The following is a 14,587-nucleotide window of genomic DNA, read 5'->3' on the forward strand; positions in this document are numbered from 1 at the left end:
CACAAGCAAAAAAGGCGGCTCCTGAACCAGGAGCCGCCTTTTTGTATGAACTGAGGTAGGATTATTCCACCACTACGCGGCTCACTTGCGTGGCCTCGGGCGTGGTTACCTGCACTAGGTACAGGCCCGCTTTCAGTGCCGTAGCGTCTACTGTTAGGTCGGTGCCGTTGTAGGGCTGGGTGCGTTGTAGGACCACGCGGCCGGTGGCGTCGCGCAGCACGATGGTGGCGGTGCGGGCCGAAGTGCGGGCCAGGTGCAGCTGGAAGCTGCCCCGGGTGGGGTTGGGGTAGGCCTGCATGGTGCTGGCCTGCACGGTGCCGGTGCGGGTGGCCAGCGCCAGGCGGCACAACGTGAAGCCGGTGTTGGGCTGCTCGGCAATGCGGGCGGCGTATTCCTGGTAGTACTGGTTGGTGATGAGGTTGTCGTGAATAACCAGCGTGTTCTCGTCGTTTTCGGTATCGGCCGAGGCCGTCCAGTTGTGCGAGCCCACAAATACGGTGGGGTCCGACTGCGGCGCGCCGGCGTCCACAATCAGGGTTTTGTGGTGCATGATACCCGGCAGCTTGTCGAGCAGGTAGCGCGTGCCCATGCCCGCCCGAACGGTGCGGAACACGAAGCCGGCCACGCCGCTGGTGTCGTTGGTGAGGCCATCGGAGCACTGGCCGATGTTGCGCAGGGTCACTTGCTCGGCCAGGGCGCGGCCCACGTCGGAGCGCGTCACCAGCATCGAGAGCACGTGCAGGTCAAAATCGGCTGTCTTTATCGTCTCAATCAGGCGCGAGTTCACGTTGTCGGTGGGCGAAAACCACGATTCCACGGCTTTGCCGCCAATGACAAGGTAGTGCGGGGTATTGTCAGTTTTGCGCGAGCCAAACAGGCTCGCGCCCGGTGTGGCCGTGCTGCTGCCCCACATTTCCTCAAACTCCATGGTGTACACACGGGCCAGGCTCTGGTCCTGCACCGCAATGGCGTTGTTGCGGTCGGTGCTGAGCTGGGCGCCCGTCCAGTTCGTCGAGCCGGTCCACACGGTGGGCAGGTTGGGGTCGGTGCTGTTGGCATCAATCACCACAAACTTGTTGTGCATGATGCTGGTGGTGTTGACCGCCCCCCCGGCGGGCCGGAACACGCGCGGAATGGCGGCCCGTAGGTTGGGCACGCTGAAGTTGTTGTTATCGTCTTCGTAAATGACGCGCACCCGCACGCCGCGGTCGTAGGCGGCGTTCACGGCGTTCAGAATCACGTTGTTGTTCCAGTTGTAGATGGTTACGTCCAGCGTTTGTCGGGCGCGGCCCATGTACTTGGCCAGCGTGTCGGCAATGCTGCCATTGGGCGTGTAAGTAGCGTTGTTGTTGGGCAGGGCCAGGGTGTTATCCACCGGGCGGGTGAAGTAGGTTTTCATCGTGCCCGCCGAAAGCGAGGCCGTAATCATGGGCGTCACGCGCGACTCCGACCGGCCCGTGGCATTCACCGAAACGGCCTGCACGTAGTACACCGTGGCTGGCTGCAGGCCCGTGAGGACCAGGCTGTGGGCCGTGCCCTGGGTGGCATCGGTGAGGGTGGTGGTGCTGGCGGCCGGTAGCAGGGGCGAGGTTGAAAACCGCAGCTGCGTGTCGCCGGGATTCTGCGTCGTAAAGCTCACCGTGAAGCCAGTGGTGCTGATGGCGCTCGGCACGGGGCTGCTGGTCAGGTTGGGCGTGTTGCCCTGGATAAAGTCGGCGTACTTGCGGTTCAGCAACTGGTAGCCGCCCGTGGTGCCAGTGGCCGACGAAGCGTACTGACTCATGATACCCACGGCATCGAACGTGCCGGTGGGGCTGGGCTTGCCAATGAGGCCGTCGGCGCCGCCGGAGTTGGTGGGCACGTAGGTGGCGAGCGCCGCGCTGTTGTTGAGGCGGTACACGGTGTTAGCCGAAAATGCGGTGACCACTCCGCCGCTGGTGGTGTTTACCGACGTCAGCCCATTGAGGCGCACCAGCTGGCCTTCGTACTGCTCGGCGTAGGCGGCCGTGAAGTTGGCCGTAGTGAAAACCACCGGCTCGGGCAGGGGCCGGTTGCCCGCCACCACCGTCACCGACGTCACGGGGTCTACTTCCAGCAGCCCGCGGAACATCTTCAGCCCGCCCGTCACAATAATGCTGTCGCCGGGCACCAGGGCACTCACCAGCGGCGCGCTGGCGCCCCCGAAGCTATACACGCCAATGCCGGCTGTGCCGTCCTGAATGTAGCGGATGATGCTGGCCGAGGAGCCCAGCTCCCGGCCGTTGGTGACAATGCCGGTGACCGTGACGGTGGGCCCGGCCACGTTGTTGGCGGTGGGGGCCTGAGCCCGGGCCGCCGCAATGGTAATGATGGACTGGGCCTGCACGGCCTGCCACGAAGTAGCAAGCGCCAGCAAGGCCAACAAAGTAAACTTCTTCATATACACGCTAAAAGTGAATTAATTACGAAAAACGAACGGTAATGGAAGTACAAAGATGGCGCTTCCCGGCCGAACCAGTGGCCGCGGGGCTACCTTTTGGCAGGGCGGCTGCCACCCGTTTTAAAGGGCACAGCCGGCGCCGTTTCAACGCCGGCCGCGTTACGTGAGCTCACCTCCACGTAGTAAGTGGTGGCGGGCCGCAGGTTGGTCAGCATCAGGCTGTGGCGGGTGGTGGGGACGGCCTCACGCCGGGTTTCCTTCAGGGCGTTGGCGTTGAGGCCGTAGCGGACGCGGGTGTCGCCGGCGTTCAGGGTAGTGTACGCCACCGTGAAACCCGTGGCGCTCACGTCCACCGCCACGGCCTCTTCGAGCATGCGGGGCCGGCCGCCGCCGCGCACTACGTCGGTAGCCAGCCGGGGCAGCAGCTGGTAGCCCCCGGTGCCGCCCGGCGCAAACTGGCTCAGCACGCCGCGCACGTCGAAGTTTTCGCCTTGGGGCAGGAGTAGGTCCACCAGGCCATTGGGGCCGGTGCTGGCGGCGGCCACGCGCACCAGGGCCCCGGCCGTGCCATCGAGCAGGTAGTTGGCGTTGCCGGCCAGCCGCCGGGCCAGGTTGCCGGCCGGGGTCAGCAGTTTTGTGACGCCCGTTATTTCTACCAGCCGGCTTTCGTTGGCTTCGATAAAGGCGGTGGTGGCTTGCGCTACGGGCACTTGCAGCGCGTGCAGCCGCTGGCCCGTGGCCAGTTTATGAAAGGAAGTGATAGGGTCCATTTCCAGCAAGCCGTTGTACATTTTCAGCTGGCCGGTTACCTGAATGCTGTCGCCGGCCCGCAGCTCGCCGTAGCCAGCCAGCTTGGATGGGTGCGCGTACAGCGCCAGCCCGGCCTCGGCATCCTGCACGTAGCGGATGTTGCCCATCTCGGCGCCATTCAGCACCACCGCCCGCACCGTGACGGTGCTGCCCGCGCCCAGGGCCCGGGCCGCTTTCACGCTGAGCACGGCGGGTACTACCGACTCAAAAGGGACCGGAGCAGCTGCCACGAAAGACGCCGACGTGCCGGCCAACAGGCCAGCCAATAGTAGCAGTTTGGTCATCTTATGAATTGTAAAAAAAGAAAGAAAGGCACTGGCATTGCCATCGCAAAGTTCGTTACAAATCCTCCGCTTTTCCTTGAATTCAATTTGGTAACCCACAAGTATTCAAAGTGCTACCCAATCATAAAATATTAACTTCCGGGTGCAGCTCGATGCCGAACTGCTGGCTGACGGAGGTGATTATTTCCTGGGCCAACTGCCGCAGGTCGTTGCCGGTGGCGCCGCCGTGGTGCACCAGCACCAGGGCCTGGCGGTCGTGCACGCCGTGGGTGCCTTCGCCGGGGCCGCGGCGCAGCCCTTTCCAGCCGGCCCGCTCAATGAGCCAGCCGGCGGGCACCTTCACGCCGCCGGGCACGGGGTAGCCGGGCAGGTCGGGGTGCGCGGCTTTGAGCTGGTCGAATTTGGCCTGCGATACCTCCGGGTTTTTGAAGAACGAGCCGGCGTTGCCCACCTGCGCGGGGTCGGGCAGCTTGCTGCGGCGGATGTGGACCACGGCGCGGCTTACTTCCTGCGGCGTGGGCTCGCCCTCAATGCCCAGTTCGGCCAGCGTCTCGGCAATGGCGCCGTAGCGCACGTTGGGCGCATAGCCGGCGGGCTGGCCCATGCGGTGCAGGCGCAGCGCCACGGCCGTCACCACGTACTGGTTTTTGAGCACGTTTTTGAACACGCTTTCGCGGTAGCCGAAGCCGCACTCGGCCGCGCTGAACACCCGCACCTCGCCCGTAGCCAGCGCTAGAGCTTCGAGGTGGTCGAAGGTGTCGCGCAGTTCGGCCCCGTAGGCGCCAATGTTCTGGAGCGGGGCCGCACCCACCGTGCCGGGAATGAGCGAGAGGTTTTCAATGCCGCTCAGGCCCTGGTCGAGGGCGTATTCCACGAGGCCGTGCCAGCTCTCGCCGGCGCCGGCCCGTACCAAAGCGGTGTTATCGGTGGCATCCTGGCTGAGAATCTGCAGGCCGCAAATCTCGTTTTTGAGCACCACGCCGTCGAAGTCCTGGGTGAAGAGCAGGTTGGAGCCGCCGCCCAGCACGAGCTTCTCGGCGGCCTGCACCTCGGGCAGCCGCAGGAGCTGGCGCAGCTCATCGGCCGAGGTGAAGCGGGCAAAGTAGCGGGCCCGCACGTCGAGGCCAAAGGTGTTGTAGGGGCGGAGGGAAACGTTTTCTTCGAGGAGCGGCATCATGGCCGCAAAGGTAACGGACGATGCAGCCCGGTCCTGCCGAATGCGTGCCCCGGCTACTTTAGCTTGGCCTTCACGTTGAAGCGGGAGTCGGCGCGCAGGGTGGTGTTCTGGCGCAGGGCCTGGGCCAATTCCACCTCCGTAAACAAGGAGTAGGACCCTGAACTCAGGTACACATCCAGCTTGTTGCCGGCCGGGGTCAGGTTGATGGTAGTCTGGCCGGTGGGCACCGGGCTGAGCGATGCCAGTAGGGTTTTGTTGGTGCCCGAGTTATCAGAGGAAATGTAAATTTTGACGCTTTTCAGGAAGTCAAAATTCTGTCCGGCCGGGTCGGTCACCGTCAGCGACAGGCGGTCGAGGGTGACGTCCTGCACGAAGTCGGCGCTGGTGTTATTGGCTGAGTAGGTGGCCGACGACGAGGACTGAACCGTGGTGCCCGGCAGCGCCAGCACCGCCGTGCTCAGAATGCCCGACCCCGGTACCACAAAGCTGGAAGAGTCGCTGACCTGAAACGTGAGCAGGTCGTTAATCTTCTTGCAGCTGCTGGCTCCCACGAGTACTAGTAGGAAAAGCAGGACAATCGAAAGCGTTTTCAGCGAGGTTAACGGGTTTTTCATAACGCAATAAAAGTTGTTCGGCTAAGTTGAAAAAAAACCAAGGAAGAATCGTGCCGATAAATTGTCCTAGCTCCGGCTCACCGCGCAACCCATTCTACCGCACGCGGTAGCCGCTCACGGCGTAGTGCAGCAAGTAGGCGTAGCAGGCCACCGGCACCAGAAACGCCACGCGCAGTCCGCCGCCGTGGGTAGCCAGCCAGCCCATCAGCAGCGGTATGAGCGCGCCCCCCACAATGGCCATGATGAGGTAGGAAGAGCCTTTCTTGGTGAAGGGGCCGAGCCCCTTAATGGCCAGCGGAAAAATGACCGGCCACATAATGGAGTTGCACAAGCCGCAGAGCACAATAAGCCAGAGCGAGGCCTCGCCGCGCAGCACAATGGAGCCCAACACCAGCAGCATGCCCGCACCGCACACTCCTACCAGCAGGCGGCGGTCGTTGAGCCGGCGCAGCAGCGGAATGCCCACAAGGCGGCCCAGCATCAGCCCAAACCAGTAGGAGGCCACCAGCACCGCGCCCACGGCCGCCGTGAAGCCGTGCGTGGTATCGATGGGCAGGGGAGCCTGCCCGATGACGAGCAGGCCGTAGTTAGTCACTGCGTTCAGGGACTGCACCAGGGTTTGGGTAAAGGGGCTGAGCTGGGAAATCTGAAGCGACTGGCCGTAGCGAATGAGGAAGTCGCCCAGCCCTACTTCGACGCCTACGTAGAAAAAAATGGCCCCCACGCCCAATACCAGGTGCCGGAAGTCGAGGGCCGAAGTGCGGCCTTGCAGCAGAGCGGCGTCGGCCTGCACGGCTTCCTCATCGGCCGGAATGCTTTCGAGCTTGGGCAGGCGCACGATGAAGAAAAGCAGCGCCAGCGCCGCCAGAAAACAGGCCAGCCCCAGATAAGGCGTTTTCACTAAAGCCGCTTCCTGGGTCAGCCGCTCGCCCAGGGGCAAGGCCGCGAGCTGTTTCTTCAGAACCTCGGCGCTGCCAAAGAGCAGCAGCCCGCCCACCAGCGGCGAGAGCGTGCCGCCCAGGCCGTTGGCCACGCCCACGATGCTGATGCGGCTGGCCGCCTGCCGGGCCGGCCCCAGCACCGAAACGTACGGATTGGCCGCCACCTGCAGCAGCGTAATACCTGCCCCCAGCAAGCTCAGGCCGGCCAAAAACAGGCCGTAGGCCCGGGCTTCGGCCGCTGGTACAAACAGCAAGGCCCCGCCGGCCATAATCACCAGCCCCAGCACGATGCCGCGCTGGTAGCCGATGCGTTCCAGCACGTAGCCGGCGGGCAGCGACATCAGGAAATAGGCAATGAAAAAGGCGAACGGTATCAGCGACGACTGCAAATCCGTGAGCTGGCACACGTCCTTAAGATAAGGCATGAGTACGCCATTAAAGTTGGTGACCGCCCCAAACAGGAAGAACAGGGTGGTCATCAGCACCATCGGGCCGGCGTAGGAGCGAGCGGGCGCGGCGGTCATCGCCGGCGAAGAAACAGGAATAGCCATACGCGGCGGAAGGTACAAAAAAACCGGCCACATAGGGACCGGCCAGGGGAGGGAGGTAGTGACGGTTTCGGCATACGAAACGAGGTTTGGCGAAGGCGGAAGTGCAAAGCAGGCATGTTGCATTAACCGCTGAACCGCCGCTCGCGGCATGGCTAGGTCAGCGACTGCTTGGTCGCTCGGCGGGTTTCATTCTTTCGTCGTAATCGGCAACTGTACCATAATGCTGAAACCCTTCCAGGTAACTTATTTTCCAGGTGCCATTCACCTTTTTTGCTTTCATCTCATATTTGAAAGGAAACTCAATGCTGTCTTCTTCGTCCCAGGTCCAATTAAATGCTGCCGTGTTGTCGCCAATTTTTAGGTTGTTGAGGGTAAGCCGCTGCCAGTAATTATCGGGATTGTCCTGGCAATTACACCAGTCATCCGCATTGCTGTACCACAATGGAATGCCATCGTTTGAGTTACGCCATTCAACACTTGCTCGTCTAACAGATGAGTCAATCGTCATGGCAATTGCTCGGTGCCTTGTCAAAAACTCAGCGGAGAAAAAAATCGGTCTGCTCGAAGGCTGCATAATCTTTGTTGTATGCGGGCCAATCGATGCCGGTAAACAGGCCGTCGGAGGGTGTGTTGACTTTTAGTGGAAATCCGTAGTTTGGATATTGGGTTACGTGCCAATCATATAGGTTTTTAACCAGCGCTGTTAGTTCAACACTGTCCGGGTTTACGTGGGATTTAGTGCGTGCCTTATTTGCTGAAATTGAGCTGTCTGATGAGTTTTTAGCTTCGACGTTGGTATTGCCTGCCTGGTTTTGGGTGGCGCTTACCTCTTCCGGCTTTGAACCGGTTAAATGGCCGCAACCTGTGAGCGTAACAGCCATTAGCAACATAGCAAACCGGGGGATTCTGCTGGTCATCATTAAGTTATTGGTTAAACGCCTGAATGGTCATTCAGCATTCAGGTTAGCCTGCGTATTCCTGAAGCTATAGTTGTGGCTGATTACCTACAGGAGCTTGGTTTGTTGCAAGGTTAGCAAATCGAAGGGAATACCCAGGCCAAGGCGGATGGTCGGAATGCGGATAAGGAATGCTTGCGTCTAAGGGTCATTCGCTGCTCCCAAGGCGCGAGGTATGGCGGAAAAGGTAGCCGCAAGGTATTGTGGGAACGGCTGGTGGCTCATACCCGCACACTATGCCCGACCTTTGCCACTGCGAACTCCAACGCCCGCACTACTTATGCACCTCACCGCCACCACCCAGTTCGGCCTCGAAGAACTGCTCGCCGACGAGCTTTACGCCCTCGGGGCTGATATCACCCACGTCGGCAGCCGCGCCGTGGAGTTCATCGGCGACCACCGCCTGCTGTATGAAACGGCGCTGTGGAGCCGCCTGTCCATGCGCCTGCTGCGGCCCTTCGCCGCCTTTTACGCCGCCGATGAAAAGGCGCTGTACCGCGAAGTAAGCCGCATCGACTGGCAGGATTTCATCGGCCCCGGCCAAACCTTTGCCATTACGCCAGTCGTGAACCGCTCCACATTTGAGCACTCGCTTTTCGTGGCCCAGCTCACTAAGGATGCCATCGTGGACCAGTTCCGGGAGCGCACCGGCGAGCGGCCCAGCATCGATACCCGAACCCCTGACATCCGCCTGCACCTGCGCATGACGGAAAACGAAGTCATCCTGAGCCTCGACGCGGCCGGCGACTCGCTGCACCGCCGCGGCTACCGCCAGCACACCAACGAGGCCCCCCTGAACGAGGTGCTGGCCGCCGGCCTGGTGCTGCTCTCAGGCTGGGATGGCAAGCAGCCCCTCATCGACCCCATGTGCGGCTCGGCCACCATCCTCACTGAGGCCGGGCTTATCAGCCAGCGCATTGCGCCCGGCCTGTTTCACCAGGGCAAGTTCGGCTTCGAAAACTGGTACGACTTCGACTCCGCGCTCTGGAACCAAGTGCGCGAGGAAGCCAAAGCCCAGCGCCTCGAAGAGCCCCAGGCCTACCTCGCCGGCTCCGACCTCGACCCCAAAACCATTGACATGGCGGCGGTCAACATCACCGCCGCCGGCCTGGAGGACTTCATTCGTCTCTCGGTGCGCGACGTGAAGGACGCCGCGGCTCCGGTCAAAGAGGCGCCCGGCATCGTGCTGATGAACCCGCCCTACGGCGAGCGAATAGGGGAGGAGGCCGAAATGGACGCTTTGTATAAGACAATTGGGGACACGCTGAAAACCGGTTTTCAGGGCTACGAGGCGTTCGTGTTCACTGGAAATCTGGAGGCGGCCAAGCGCATTGGGCTGAAGCCGGCGCGGCGCGTGCCGCTGTTCAACGGGCCGATTGACTGCCGGCTGCTGAAGTATGAGCTGTACGGGGGGAGCCGGCGGGCGGCACCTCACTCCCCGGGCGCCACCTCACCCCCCGGCCCCCTCTCCAAAAAAGAGGGGGAGCCAGACATTATTTAGTCGAGCTTCGACATGTCATAGCGTATACGGTTGGCTCCCCCTCTTTTTTGGAGAGGGGGCCGGGGGGTGAGGTGGCGCCCGGCGAAGCTACCTTCCCCGTATGGAAGTCCCGCCCAAACTCAGCGGGCCGCAAGAGCACATCTATACCACTGACCGGCACACTTGGGAAAAGCGGCTGAAGACCTACGCCCGCGAAAACCGCAAAGCCCCTACGCCCGCTGAAAACCGACTTTGGCAGCAACTACGCGGTTCAAAACAGGGCGCGAAATTCCGTCGCCAGCACGCCATCGACTTTTTTATCGTCGATTTCATTTGCATTGAGGCCAAGCTCATTGTTGAAGTTGATGGCGAAATCCACCTTGTCCCCGAGAACGCCGAATACGACACCGGCCGTACCTTCACGCTAACGGAATTAGGCTACCGCGAATTGCGTTTCACCAACCAGCAAGTGCTAACCAGCTTAGACGAAGTATTAGCCACAATAGCTCAATTCCTGAAAGAAAACCACTTAGACCAGCCGTCAGGCTCCCCCTCTTTTTTGGAGAGGGGGCCGGGGGGTGAGGTGACCCGTCCGACCAATATGCCCGAACTAGCCCCTGCCCCGCAACTGCAAGCCGCCCGCCAGGCCCTGAAACGGTATTACGGCTACGACAATTTTCGCCCCATGCAGGGCGACATCATCCAGCACATTCTGGCCGGCAAAGACACGGTGGTGCTCATGCCCACCGGCGGCGGCAAGTCGGTCTGCTTTCAGATTCCAGCTGTGGTGTCGGAGGGTACCTGCATCGTGGTTTCGCCGCTCATCGCCCTGATGAAAGACCAGGTGGAAGCCCTGAAAGCCAACGGCATCGCGGCGGCTTACATCAACAGCAGCGTGGGCCAAAGCGAGGCCAACGACATTGCCCGCGCCGCCACGGGTGGCTACCTCAAGCTGCTCTACGTGAGTCCCGAAAAGCTGCTGAGCGACGGATTTCTGCAGTTTCTCACGCGGGTCAATATCAGCCTGTTTGCCATTGATGAGGCGCACTGTATTTCGAGCTGGGGCCACGACTTCCGGCCCGAGTACACCAAGCTGGGAACCTTGCGTACGCACTTTCCCCAAACGCCCATCATCGCCCTCACAGCCACGGCCGACCGCCTCACCAAGCGCGACATCATCACGCAGCTCAACCTGCGCGAGCCCAGGGTATTCCTCTCCAGCTTCGACCGGCCCAACATCAACCTCAACGTGCGGCCGGGCCAGGACCGGGTGGGCTCGGTTATCGACTACATCGGCCGCCACCCCGAGGACCCCGGCATCATCTACTGCCTCTCGCGCAAAACCTGCGAAACCATTTCGGGCAAGCTCGTGGCCAAGGGCATCAAGGCCGCGCACTACCACGCCGGCCTCACGCCCTTGCAGCGAGGTAAGGCTCAGGAAGCCTTCTTGCAGGATGATATTCAGGTAATTGTGGCCACCATCGCCTTCGGCATGGGCATCGACAAAAGCAACGTGCGCTGGGTAATGCACTATAATTTGCCCAAAAACATCGAGGGCTACTACCAGGAAATCGGCCGGGCCGGGCGCGACGGCGCGCCATCAACGGCCATCCTGTTCTACAGCTTCGCCGACGTGATGCAGATGCGCGAGATGGTGACCAAGGACGTGCCCGCCCGTCAGGCCCAGCTCAACACCGCCAAGCTCGAACGCATGCAGCAATTTGCGGAAGCCGCCAGCTGCCGCCGCAAAATTCTGCTCAACTATTTCTCCGAAACCCTGCCCCAGGACTGTGGCAACTGCGACATCTGCCGCAACCCGCCCACCACGTTCGACGGGACGCTTATTGCCCAGAAAGCCCTCTCGGCCGTGTTTCGCAGCCGCGAGAAAGTGGCTATCAATCTGCTGATTGACGTGCTGCGCGGCATGCGCAACCAAGCCGTGCTGCAAGGCGGCTACGACCAGATAAAAACCTACGGCGCGGGCTCCGATTTGCCCTACCTCGACTGGTACAGCTACGTGCATCAGATGCTCAACGACGGCCTGTTTTACATCGCCTACGAGGAAGGCTACGCCTTGAAAATCACCGAGCGCGGCCACGAAGTACTCAAGGGCCAGCTCGCCCTGCCGCTCAAGAAATTTCAGCCCAGTGAGAAGGCCGAGCGCCCCACCCGCGCCGGCAAAAAAGCCGCCAACGCCGCCGCTACCGCCGCTTTCGGCACTCCCGAAGCCCAGCTGTTCGACAAGCTGCGCAAGCTCCGCAAGCAGATTGCTGACGAGCAGGGCGTACCGCCCTACGTGGTGTTTTCGGATGCCACCCTCCAGGAAATGGCCAACGAGCGACCCGTCAACCGCGTGGGCATGCTGGGCATTTCAGGCGTAGGCATGAAGAAATTCGAGACCTACGGCGAGAGCTTCATTCGCCTCATTCTGGAGGACGGCGGCGGCGCTATTCCCGCCGATTCCGACAACATGTTCAGCGAGCCGCGCCCCCGCGTGGCCGTGGCCGAAAAGCCCGTGAGCGACTCCGAGGACGCTACCATCCAGTTCCACCAGATGGGCCTCACGCCGGAGGATATTTCCGAGCGCCGCGGCCTGGCCCTGAGCACTGTGAAAACCCATCTCTACAACGCCTACGCCAAAGGCCGCGAGCTGCGCATCCACGATTTTATCACCGACGCCGAGCTGGCCGAAATCTTCACCGCCCGCGCCCAACTCGGCGGCGAGCCCACCCTGCGCGACCTCTTCGACCACCTGCGCGAGAAGTACGACTACTTCCAGCTGCGTATGGCTGCGCTGTATCACAAGCGGTTGCGCGGCCAGTAAAACTGAATTATCTGGAAAATTCAGTTTATAAACGCGTCGTTGTTAAGTGGTATGAAGTGCCTGACACTGTTTTTCTTAAGCCTCTTTTCAACTACCGTCTGGGCGCAAAATCCTCAGTTTATAGTACGGGAGCTTTCGCTACCGGCAGAGCTGAAATTTTACGACAACCAGTTTTCCGGACTCTGCCTAAGCGGCGCGAGCTTGCTGCTGCTTTCCGAAAGCCGGCTGCAGGACAAAGCGCCCGCCAAGCTCTACCAGATAGCCACCGCCGACCTGGACCGCAAGCTGGCTGACACGGCTTATGTGCTGCCCTTCAAAAAGTTGCCCATCTACAATCTCGATATTGTGCGGGTGAAAATGAAGGCTGCTGGCCAAAGCTACGAAGGGCTCGAAGCCCTGGTGGTGGACCAGAATACGGTCTATTTTTCCGTGGAAACCGCTACGCCTTCCACCAGCTGCTACCTGCTCAAGGGCAGCCTGCGCGATACGGCCGTGGTGCTGGACCCCGATTTTTTGATGCCTCTGCCCAAGCCGGTAGCGGCCAATGGCGCCCACATCTACAACGCGGGCTTCGAGGCGCTGGCAATTAGTAACAACCGCATTCTGGCATTCTTCGAGTACAACTATTTCCCCGGCGCCAATAGCGTCTATGAATTTGATAGTCAGGCGCTGTCCGGTAAAACTGCGCTCAGCCAAGTACCAATAGCCAAGGTTCCTTTCCGAATTACCGACATCACGCCCACGGGCAAAAACCATTTCACGGCCGTCAACTACTTCTTCAAGGGCGGCGGCGCCGACTCGATTTACAGGGCGCCCGCTCGGGAAGCGGCCAACGCCAGCCTCATCAAGACCAAAGCGGGCTATCAAAACTACTGCCGCCTGATTGACTTGGAACTGCGGGATGACGGTTTCAGCTGGCAGCCGCTGTGGGAGTTTCCGGCCCAGTACATGGGCTACAATTGGGAGGGATTGACTGCTTACAAGCAGGGTTATTTTGTGATGAACGACAAGTACACGCCGCAACGCCCTTACCAAACCAAGCTGCTCTACCTGCAAAAAACGGGAGGGCAGTAGCCCTCCGGCCGGAATAACTTCCGAAAAAAGAATGAATACCCCGCCGAAACTCAAATAGCTCTGCGCTAAAGTAGTGGGCATAAAATTATTAGCTAAATGAATTAGTAACTTTGCGCCTGCGTTGCTAACTTCACCAGCCGAATCTGCGTTGAACCAAACGCTATTCCCGACTGCTGCTTCTCCCGATGATTAATACCAACCTCAAATTCTGCCGGCGCGAGCTTGCCCTCACGCAGGCCCAGATGGCCGAAAAGCTCGGCATCAAACGCTCGTTGGTGGGCGCCTACGAAGAAGGCCGCGCCGAGCCCCGCCTTGCTACACTCGTTAACATGTCCCGGCTGTTCGGCATCACCCTCGACCAGCTGGTGACCACCGACTTTAGCAAGCGCAAAAACGCCAAGGCCATTGGCAGCATGCGCGCGCAGGAGGCGGCCGCGGCCGATGCCCCGGCCGACGACGACACCGAGCCGCCCACCACGCCCGCCGGCGGCCAGCTTCGCGTGCTGGCCTTCACCGTGGACAAGGACCAGAACGAGAACATCGAGCTGGTGCCCCAGAAAGCCGCTGCCGGCTACCTCAACGGCTACGCCGACCGCGAATACCTGGAGGTGCTGCCCAAGTTCCGCCTGCCCATGCTCTCGCAAACGGGCACCTACCGGGCCTTCGAAATTGCCGGCGATTCCATGCTTCCCATTGCCAGCGGCACCGTCATCGTGGGTCGCTACGTGGAGGAATGGGCTACTGTGAAGGATGGCACGCCGTGCGTAGTGGTGAGCAGCAAAGACGGCATCGTGTTCAAACGCGTGTTCAACAAAGTGCGCTCGGGCGGCATGCTGGTGCTGCATTCCGATAACCCCCACTTCTCGCCCTACGACATTAACGTGGACGATGTGCTCGAAATCTGGGAAGCCAAAAGCTACATTAGCAGCACGTTCCCCATCGCGGAGCTTTCGCTGGAGCGCGTGGCCAGCCTCGTGCTCGACTTGCAGCAGCAAGTGGCGCTCCTGAGAAAAGCGTAGCGTGCCGCCGGGCAAATTAGCCACCGTGTTTGGCTAAGGCCCTGTTTTTATGAAGCCCTTCTGCGGTAGCGGAAGGGCTTTCCTTTTGGGTTTTCACTAACTAAGGCGCGCACAACCGCGTATGCGAAGCACGACCACCTTTTTGCTCTCGCTTTATGCTCAAATATATTTCCTCCGCCGACCGTCACCACGCTGCGCCGGCTTCCTGGCTTAGCAGCTATTTCTTGTTTTCGTTCGCCGATTATCTGGACCGCGACAACATGCATTTTGGCCCGCTGCGGGTTTTCAACGACGACAGTGTGGCCGCGCAGTCGGGTTTTCCGCAGCATCCGCATTCGGAAATGGAGATTGTGACCTTGGTGCTCGAAGGGGAGGTGAGCCACGAGGATACCATGGGCAACAAAACCACCATCACGGCGGGCGAAGTGCAGCGCATGA

General features: G+C 60.7%; 12 protein-coding genes. 5 read left to right on the forward strand and 7 right to left on the reverse strand.

The genetic code is table 11. From position 1 onward, the window contains the following. Positions 1-61: 61 nt before the first annotated feature. The 7 genes from GM79_RS22445 to GM79_RS25195 form a co-directional block, all read right to left on the reverse strand. The gene (locus GM79_RS22445; protein ID WP_035568212.1) at positions 62-2,419 is read right to left on the reverse strand and encodes a phospholipase D-like domain-containing protein; all 2,358 of its coding nucleotides are present in this window, start codon (positions 2,417-2,419) and stop codon (positions 62-64) included. 89 nt (positions 2,420-2,508) lie between these two features. After that, positions 2,509-3,513, reverse strand: coding sequence for a fibronectin type III domain-containing protein (locus GM79_RS22450; protein WP_035568215.1), 1,005 nt, complete (start codon positions 3,511-3,513; stop codon positions 2,509-2,511). Between the two features lie 121 nt (positions 3,514-3,634). Next, positions 3,635-4,690 carry a UDP-N-acetylmuramate dehydrogenase gene (gene murB, locus GM79_RS22455; protein ID WP_316930148.1) on the reverse strand — a complete coding sequence of 352 codons (1,056 nt, stop codon included), beginning with the start codon at positions 4,688-4,690 and terminating at the stop codon, positions 3,635-3,637. Positions 4,691-4,743: 53 nt separating this feature from the next. After that, positions 4,744-5,304: a hypothetical protein gene (locus GM79_RS22460; RefSeq protein WP_035568218.1), complete on the reverse strand. Its 561-nt coding sequence runs from the start codon at positions 5,302-5,304 to the stop codon at positions 4,744-4,746. A gap of 94 nt (positions 5,305-5,398) precedes the next feature. Further along, the gene (locus GM79_RS22465) at positions 5,399-6,796 is read right to left on the reverse strand and encodes a sugar MFS transporter (RefSeq protein WP_161787237.1); all 1,398 of its coding nucleotides are present in this window, start codon (positions 6,794-6,796) and stop codon (positions 5,399-5,401) included. 157 nt (positions 6,797-6,953) lie between these two features. Further along, entirely contained in the window at positions 6,954-7,304 is a 351-nt protein-coding gene (locus GM79_RS22470) for a hypothetical protein (RefSeq protein WP_152560151.1), read from the reverse strand. 28 nt (positions 7,305-7,332) lie between these two features. Beyond that, on the reverse strand, positions 7,333-7,677 hold the full coding sequence (locus GM79_RS25195; protein WP_152560152.1) for a hypothetical protein: 345 nt from the start codon (positions 7,675-7,677) through the stop codon (positions 7,333-7,335). A gap of 355 nt (positions 7,678-8,032) precedes the next feature. Here GM79_RS25195 and GM79_RS22475 point away from each other — a divergent pair, with 355 nt between their 5' ends. From GM79_RS22475 to GM79_RS22495, 5 genes are all read left to right on the forward strand, one after another. Further along, the gene (locus GM79_RS22475; protein WP_081867946.1) at positions 8,033-9,253 is read left to right on the forward strand and encodes a class I SAM-dependent RNA methyltransferase; all 1,221 of its coding nucleotides are present in this window, start codon (positions 8,033-8,035) and stop codon (positions 9,251-9,253) included. 100 nt (positions 9,254-9,353) lie between these two features. Beyond that, positions 9,354-12,056, forward strand: a complete 2,703-nt coding sequence (gene recQ / locus GM79_RS22480; RefSeq protein WP_081867947.1) for a DNA helicase RecQ — start codon at positions 9,354-9,356, stop codon at positions 12,054-12,056. A 51-nt stretch (positions 12,057-12,107) separates the two neighbouring features. Further along, positions 12,108-13,130, forward strand: coding sequence for an esterase-like activity of phytase family protein (locus GM79_RS22485; RefSeq protein WP_035568224.1), 1,023 nt, complete (start codon positions 12,108-12,110; stop codon positions 13,128-13,130). A 185-nt stretch (positions 13,131-13,315) separates the two neighbouring features. Beyond that, positions 13,316-14,149 carry a LexA family transcriptional regulator gene (locus GM79_RS22490; RefSeq protein WP_035568228.1) on the forward strand — a complete coding sequence of 278 codons (834 nt, stop codon included), beginning with the start codon at positions 13,316-13,318 and terminating at the stop codon, positions 14,147-14,149. Positions 14,150-14,304: 155 nt separating this feature from the next. Continuing rightward, a partial coding sequence (locus tag GM79_RS22495) for a pirin family protein (RefSeq protein WP_035568231.1) occupies positions 14,305-14,587 on the forward strand: 283 nt, incomplete at its 3' end.

The sequence above is a fragment of the Hymenobacter sp. IS2118 genome (genome assembly GCF_000715495.1).
GTDB lineage: Bacteria > Bacteroidota > Bacteroidia > Cytophagales > Hymenobacteraceae > Hymenobacter.

Coding starts and splice junctions, on each gene's coding strand:
- GM79_RS22445 (WP_035568212.1), bottom strand. CDS start 2,419: ATGAAGAAGTTTACTTTGTTGGCCTTGCTGGCGCTTGCTACTTCGTGG.
- GM79_RS22450 (WP_035568215.1), bottom strand. CDS start 3,513: ATGACCAAACTGCTACTATTGGCTGGCCTGTTGGCCGGCACGTCGGCG.
- murB (WP_316930148.1), bottom strand. CDS start 4,690: ATGATGCCGCTCCTCGAAGAAAACGTTTCCCTCCGCCCCTACAACACC.
- GM79_RS22460 (WP_035568218.1), bottom strand. CDS start 5,304: ATGAAAAACCCGTTAACCTCGCTGAAAACGCTTTCGATTGTCCTGCTT.
- GM79_RS22465 (WP_161787237.1), bottom strand. CDS start 6,796: ATGGCTATTCCTGTTTCTTCGCCGGCGATGACCGCCGCGCCCGCTCGC.
- GM79_RS22470 (WP_152560151.1), bottom strand. CDS start 7,304: ATGACGATTGACTCATCTGTTAGACGAGCAAGTGTTGAATGGCGTAAC.
- GM79_RS25195 (WP_152560152.1), bottom strand. CDS start 7,677: ATGGCTGTTACGCTCACAGGTTGCGGCCATTTAACCGGTTCAAAGCCG.
- GM79_RS22475 (WP_081867946.1), top strand. CDS start 8,033: ATGCACCTCACCGCCACCACCCAGTTCGGCCTCGAAGAACTGCTCGCC.
- recQ (WP_081867947.1), top strand. CDS start 9,354: ATGGAAGTCCCGCCCAAACTCAGCGGGCCGCAAGAGCACATCTATACC.
- GM79_RS22485 (WP_035568224.1), top strand. CDS start 12,108: ATGAAGTGCCTGACACTGTTTTTCTTAAGCCTCTTTTCAACTACCGTC.
- GM79_RS22490 (WP_035568228.1), top strand. CDS start 13,316: ATGATTAATACCAACCTCAAATTCTGCCGGCGCGAGCTTGCCCTCACG.